Origin of the sequence: Streptacidiphilus anmyonensis, assembly GCF_000787855.1 — a bacterium.
In the GTDB taxonomy this organism is placed as follows: Bacteria; Actinomycetota; Actinomycetes; order Streptomycetales; family Streptomycetaceae; genus Streptacidiphilus; species Streptacidiphilus anmyonensis.
Genome location: NZ_BBPQ01000030.1, coordinates 72,156 through 79,141, shown reverse-complemented (window position 1 = coordinate 79,141; position 6,986 = coordinate 72,156). Strand labels below are relative to the sequence as shown.

The 6,986-nt window shown below is 67.2% G+C and carries 4 protein-coding genes; 2 read left to right on the top strand and 2 right to left on the bottom strand.

Annotated elements, in window-relative coordinates:
* A partial coding sequence (locus TR50_RS49105; RefSeq protein WP_236654565.1) for a hypothetical protein occupies positions 1–328 on the bottom strand: 328 nt, incomplete at its 3' end.
* A 310-nt stretch (positions 329–638) separates the two neighbouring features.
* Between TR50_RS49105 and TR50_RS23990 the strand changes: the two genes are divergently transcribed.
* Positions 639–4,094: a hypothetical protein gene (locus tag TR50_RS23990; RefSeq protein WP_152648591.1), complete on the top strand. Its 3,456-nt coding sequence runs from the start codon at positions 639–641 to the stop codon at positions 4,092–4,094.
* Positions 4,095–4,323: 229 nt separating this feature from the next.
* On the opposite strand, the gene TR50_RS23985 is transcribed toward TR50_RS23990, so the two are convergent.
* Complete coding sequence (locus tag TR50_RS23985) at positions 4,324–5,619, bottom strand: tyrosine-type recombinase/integrase (protein WP_236654564.1); 1,296 nt, start codon at positions 5,617–5,619, stop codon at positions 4,324–4,326.
* Positions 5,620–5,810: 191 nt separating this feature from the next.
* Here TR50_RS23985 and TR50_RS23980 point away from each other — a divergent pair, with 191 nt between their 5' ends.
* A complete protein-coding gene (locus tag TR50_RS23980) occupies positions 5,811–6,935 on the top strand; it encodes a hypothetical protein (protein ID WP_042425491.1) in 1,125 nt (374 codons plus the stop codon).
* The last annotated feature ends 51 nt before the right edge of the window (positions 6,936–6,986 follow it).

Sequence of the window (6,986 nt, the reverse complement as noted above, 5' to 3'; positions counted from 1 at the left end):
CCCCCGTAGCAGCCGCGGGCCCCTTCAGCTCCACCGTGACCGTTCCCGCCGCTGGCCACGCAGGACGCCTCACCTGGTTCAGGGTCAGTTGCTTGTAGCCCTTGCGTGCCGGGGCCTTGGGGGTTGCCCCGAGCTGTTCCTGCGTGAAGGACGAGGCCTGCACAGGAAGGGCCTTGGGCCGCCACGGCGCTCCCGGGGAGTGGTACGGCGTGATGCCTTCAGCCACAGCGCCCGGTGCGGAGATCGCGAGCACTGCAGCGACTGCTGCGGTGCCGCGCAGCGCCCCGGCCCACCAGTGCCGACGCACATCAAGAATCGGTCGCCGCATGCCCCGCACGAACAGCCCCCACCTGTAGCCGCCCGGCCGTCCGGGCACCCTGCCGTGGCCATGCCCAAGTGCACAGCCCCCAGGAGGCTATTGATCGCCTACGGTCCACTCAATAGCCTTGCCCGTCGCCGCCGGGCGGCCCCACAGGGGTCGAGAACATCCCGTCTGTCCGTATCCGTACCGCAGCCAAGGCCGACGGCAAGCAAACAAATCCTCCACAAATCAGTCACACTGACGACCCATCGCATCACTGTCAGGCAATACGACTCACACCCTATTCACATGAAAGTCTCACGATAGGTATGAGGGCATGATCTTGACTACGCGCCAGCGCCGACGAACGCGCTCGTTGACAGCTACGACGGCAACCCTGGCGGCCCTTCTCGTCAGCGTCGCCGCCGGCACCGCGACAGCCTCCGAGTCAGCTGGCCCAGGCGCCATCAACCCGTGGGTCCAGGCCCAGCAGCTTGCGGCCAGCACCGGAAAGAGCGTGGTCATCGACTCCCAGACCACCTCCACCTACCAGGTGCTGGCCAACCCTGACGGCTCCTACACCGCCTCCGAGAGCATCCTGCCCGTTCGCGTTCAGCACAACGGAAGCTGGACCCCCCTGGACGCAAACCTCACTACCGATCCGACCGGAGCGGTGGTTCCCACAGCCACCACAGACACGATCAAGCTCTCCCCGGGCGGCACCGGTCCCTTGGCGACGCTCGCCACTGCTGCAGGCCAGCAGATCGCGCTGAGCCTCCCCTTCGCACTTCCGTCCCCGACACTCAACGGACCTACCGCGCTGTACAGCTCGGTCCTGCCCGGAGTCGACCTCTCCGTCACGGTCTCCGACCAGGGCGGCTTCTCCGATGTCCTGATCATCCACAACGCCGCGGCCGCGGCGAACCCGGACCTCCAGAAGCTCACCTTCGCGGCATCAACGCAGGGGCTCACCCTGTCGACCGACGCACACGGCGCGCTCGCAGCCACATCCTCCGACGGCACAGTCACCTATGCCGGCCCCACCCCGCTGATGTGGGACTCCAGTACCAGCAACTCCAGCGCCAGCACGACCACCGGGACTGCGGCAGCAGGGCGACCTGCGATCAGGACTGCAGCCGCGGGCACCGCCGCCGCCAACCCCTTCGACAGCACGTCGGCTGACGGGACGGAGGACTCCAGCACCGCCGGCCCTGGTACCGGAGCGCAGGTTGCCACCGTACCCATGGCGGTCAGCAGCAATGCGCTGACGCTGACCCCGAATGCACAGGTTCTCGCCGGCGCAGCGACGACCTACCCGGTGTTTGTCGACCCCGGCATCTACCCCGGCACCAACAGTTCAACAGCAAACCTTGTGTTTGAGGCACAACAAGGTTGCGACTTCTACAGCTCGAACGAGTACACGGCACAGACGAGCGGCGAGGGTGTCGGCTACAACGGCTACTCCGACTGCATCGGTGCCGAAGAGACCTTCTACCAGTTCCCCACCACCATGGTGAACAGCAATATGACCGTGGAAAGCTCGACGATCGACCTCAGTGAGACGTACGGCGCCGACCACGGGTGCAACACTCACACCGCACCCCTGTCCATCTACCAAACCGGCGTGATCGACAAGAGCACCATGTACTGGGACAACAGGCCCGGAAAGATATCCCTTCTCGGGACGGCGAACCCACGCACCGCCTACAACGGGGCCTACGGCGGTACCGCGTGCGGCAACCAGGACGTCACCATCCATGACGACTCGATGATGCAGGGCATCGCCGCACGCAACAACACCACGCTGACCATCGGGCTCTTCGGTAACGAGAGCGTCAGCGACGATTTCATGCGCTTCAGCTACAACCCGAAGCTCGATGTGACCATCGACGTCACACCGACGCTCAACAGCATGTCGCTCAGCCCGACCCCCTCCGGCGGCTGCGGAGCATCGGCCTCCAACCCAGGCTGGATCGGTGCCACTTCAGCCACCAACGGCGCCAGCAACATCAAGCTCGACGCGGACATTAGCACCTACGTCAGCGGCGAAGCCGGGCACGCCAATTTCTACGTCTGGGACCGCAACACGTCAGCACCGAACACCGAGTGGTGGGCCTTCCCGGACACGTCTGAGGCGGGCCCGAGCGACGGATCAAACCTCGCAAGCGAGCCCCAGTCCGCCTCCGTCGTCGCCAACGGCGGCAAGGATCTCGGAGCGACCAGCATCGGCTTCACCGTCCAAGACGGACACACCTACCAGTGGGACGCCGTCGCCCAAACCGACAACACCACGGCCGACGGCCTGTTCCCGCTGTCATCGCCGCCCAAGTCCTGCTTCTTCACCGTCGACGCAACCCCTCCCACCACACCCTCTGTTACCGCGATCGACCCCGGTTTCCCCCCGGTCGGCCAGGGAACGCCCAATCCGGTCAAGTACGCGGGTCAGCAGATCCAGTTCACCATCTCCGCCGCCGACCGACTCCCCTCCCCTACCTGCACCCTCAACGGCGGCAGCGGCAACGCCTGCAAAGCCAGCGGCATCGACCACTTCATCTGGCAGTTCGACACCCAGCCCAGCGTCAGCAGCGTGACCGCCACCAGCACCTGCATCAACAACGGCACCTGCGCCATCCTCCCCGCCAGCAGCACCGGCACCGACTCCGGGGGGGAACCCACCGCCAGCACCACCATCAGCGCCACAGTGCCGAGTTGGGGCGTCCACAACCTCTACGTGATCGCCGTCGACAAAGCTGGCAACGCCTCAGCCGCTCTGGACTACATCTTCGCCGCCCCCTGGAATCCCAACCAACAGATCGTGCCCGGCGACATCACCAACGACCAGGTCCCCGACCTCCTCGCCGTGAGCACCAGCGCCAACAGCACAGGTCTGTACATGGTCGCCGGCAGTGGCAGCGGTGCGAGCGAGACGGCCAGTTCCGTCTCGCTCAACGCCAAGGCCCCAGGCGGCAGCAGTGACAACTGGAGCAACTACCTCGTCGCTCACCGCGGCAGCCTCACCGGCGGCTCCGTGGACGACCTGCTTGTCCTCAACACCAACACGCACACCCTGACAGCGCTCGAGAACGACCGGGACGGCGGCTACAGCACGAAGGCCGGTTTCAGCGGCAATCGGGCCCTGAGCTGGGGCGCAACCAGCCAGACCCGCCCTTCCTGCAACGCCGCCACTGACGCCAGCCGCTGTGCCGACGTCACATACGGCACCGACTGGAGCAAGGTCACCCAAATGGTGATCACCAATGATATCTACGGCCGCGGAAGCGGAGCCGAAGACCTGATCACCGTCGAAAACAACGACCTGTGGATGTACCAGCTCAGCAGCTCCGGTCTTTCCATGCCGGTCCTACTCGGAATCGGCGACTGGTCCCACTTCGACCTCATCGTCCCCAACACCATCGGCGGCACCAGCGCCCCCGGCAGCGGCGCCCCGGCCCTCTGGGCGCGCGACCGCAACAACGGAAACATCTACTCCTTCACCCTGCCCCTCACCAACGGCCTCCCTCCCCTCCTGCAGGCACCCACCGCCACCGCCTACCCCATGCCCATCCTCAACCTCCCCGTCGCCAACTACCCACTCGTCGCCTCCCCCGGCGACGTCAATAGCCCAACCAGCGGACCGGACGGCAACCCCGATCTCTACGCCCTCAACAGCCAGGGACATCTCCTCGAGTACTTCGGCACCCCTCTGAACGCAGGCCTTCCCACCTTCCAAACGACCCCCTATGACCTCGGAACGCCCTTCACCGGGCAACCGGCACCAAGCAGCTTGAACTGACCGGGTGGGAACTACATCCACTCCTTTGGGAGCGCTCGGCGAATCGCACCGGCCTGCCACGGAATGAACCTGGGGGTCAAGGGGTCGCAGGTTCAAATCCTGTCGTCCCGACCGCGTTTTCGCAGGTCGGAGGCCGTTTCCACCGAGAGGTGGAGGCGGCCTTTTCCGTTTGTGGTCGTTGGGTGGTCGTAAATCCGCCCGCCGACGCACTGCAGGCCCTGAGGCCTGGTCAGACTGCCTTTCCATAACCGCTTCTGCTTATTCTGCGGCGGGGCTTCGGTGGGCTGGTGGACGTAGCGTGGTCGTGACGCGCCTCTTCGCGGGCGAGGGCCTTGTCGATGGCGTCGACGGCCTGGTGGGCGGCGCGGCGGGTGAGGTGGGCGTAGATGTTCGCCGTCACGGAGAGGGTGGAGTGGCGGGCGGTCTTGGAGACGATCTCCAGGTCGACGCCCTCGGCGAGCGCGGTGGTAACGGCGAGGTGGCGCAGGTCGTGGACGCTGCACTTGGGCACGCCGGCCTTGCGGGCGAGGTCGTGGAAGTGGTTGAGGACGTACTCGGGGTGCAGCGGGCCCCCGTCGTCGCGGTGGAACACGAACCCGCCGCGCACTCCCCCGTCGGCTTCCGCGTCCTTGCGGCGGGTCAGCATGTTGCGGACTTGGGGTGACAGGGCGACCCAGTCGCGGCTCTGGCTGGTCTTCGGGGCAGTCAGAATGAGCTTGTTGTTGTCGATCGCCGAGAGGGTCCAGCGCACGTAGAGCAGGCGCCGGGCGAGGTGGATGTCGTCCCAGTGGAGGGCGAGGGCTTCGCCCTTGCGCAGGCCGGTCCCGATGATCAGCTCGATCAGGTCGGCGAAGTCGACGTCGTGGATGCGGCAGTAGCGCAGGAATTTCACGGCCTGGGCGGGGGGCCAGATGGTGCGCTCGGCCGCAGCGGGCCTGGGGATGACGGTGGGGCGCGCGACGTTCGCCGGCAGCCGGTGCGTGCGAACCGCTTCGCCGAGCGCGCTGGAGAGCGTGGCGAGGATGTGCCAGACCGTGGGTCGTCCGCGCCCGGCGGCGAGCTGGGTCTGTACGAAGTGCTGGATGTGCTCGTAAGCCAGGTCGTCCAGACGGACGGCGCCGAGGGCGGGGGTCAGGTCGTCGACGGTGTAGTCCCGGTAGCGGACCCAGGTCGTGGGCTTGAGCGTGAGGCGCTTCCCGGCGAGCCACTGGGTGAGGTAGTCGGCGACGGTCTGGTTGGGGTCGGCGTTGATGCCGATGCGGCGGCCGGCGAGGTAGCGGTGCAGTGCGGTGCGGGCCTCGTCCTCGCTGGGGAAGCCGCCGCGGCGGACGGTGCGGTTGTGGCCGCCGGGCTCGAGCGCGGGGAGGTCGACAGCGAAGGTCCAGGTCCCGTGAGTGGGATCGATGGCCAGGGTGGGGCAGTTGCTTCCGGGCTGGTGGTGCTGTGCGTCGCGGCAGCCGCAGCGCCGGTACACGCGGCCCATGCTCTCGTGGGCGCGCATGGCGATCACCTTCAATGACGGCATGGAGTTGCACCTGCATGTCCGAGTCTGCGCGGCTCCCCCATCGGTGCAAGCCGCCTACGACCACAACCCGACCACGCTCCCCCACAAGGCCCGCCTGACCCGCGCGGATCCCTTTACTCTCTGCCAAGTGCGCCGGTCCTTCTGCTCGGGAATCCCGGCATGCCGTCGGCGTCGTGGGGCAGGCTGGGGGCATGACGTATGCGGTCACCGTGGACACCAGCCAGCCCGAGGGCGCACCCGATCTGGACGAGCTGCAGCGCGCGGGCGCCGCGCACCTGCTGCGCGAGGGCTTGGACGCCATCGAGGCCATCGAGGGCGAGGACGGGGAGGTCGTCGAAATCATCGACCACCTCGTCGGCGTCCACCCGGGCGGCGCACTATTGAAGGTCTTCGTCGAGGCCCCGTCGCTGGAGGACGCCGAGGGCGCCGTCGAGTCCGTCGTCGGCGAGGTCCTCGAACGCACCGAGCTGCTCGCCGCATGGACGATCGACAAGTGCGAGGTGGAGCTGCACCTCGACTCCGCCGCCGAGAGCCTCGCCGCGGCCGACGGCCCCGAGGCACCAGCCGCCGACCCGTCCACACGGGCGGTCGCCCACCCCACGGCCCGCTCCCTGGAAGAGAACACGCCCGGCAGGGGCGGCCAGGAGAGGGAGGAGATGCGCGCGAAGCTGCGCGCTCTCGCGCCCCTGCTGGCCGGCGTCTCCGCCTCGACGCTCGGTCATCTGACCGCCGAGGACCTGGAGGACGGCAAGGAGGTGGATGAGGACTTCAACGTATCCGCCGAGGACGTCGCCCTGGCCGCCGGCGCGATGTACTTCTCCATCGACATCCTGATCGACGAAATCTTCCAGGACCTCGACACTCTCGGCGACAGCCCCAGCGCCGCCCAGTGCGACGGCGGACTCATGCAACTCGAAGGACTGCCCGGACAGTTCATGCACCTCTACACGCCGCTCTTCGCCCGCAAACTGCTGGTCACCGCAGCCTCCCTCACCGGACGAATGAGCGGGCCCGGCTTCGGACAGCTGAGCTGCGTGGCCGAGGAACTCCTGCTCCGGCTCTGGCTTGAGACCACCGAGGCCACCCTCGACCTCTACGGCCTCCTCACCCCGGGCACCGCCGAAGCCCTCGGCTCACTCCGGGAGAACGTGTACGAGGACCTCGACCACGAATGGCTGTACGGCCCCGCCATGGACGGCATCGACCAAGACCCGACCGCCGCACACCTAGGCATCGCCCCCATGGCCGTCAAGGACTGGTTCACCCCGTTCAATCAGAGCCGGTCAGTGCATCCCTACGCCACCGACGGGGAGTAGTCCTGTCGGCCAAAGCCTGGTGGGGTCTCGACCAGCGCGGACCCTGTCCCC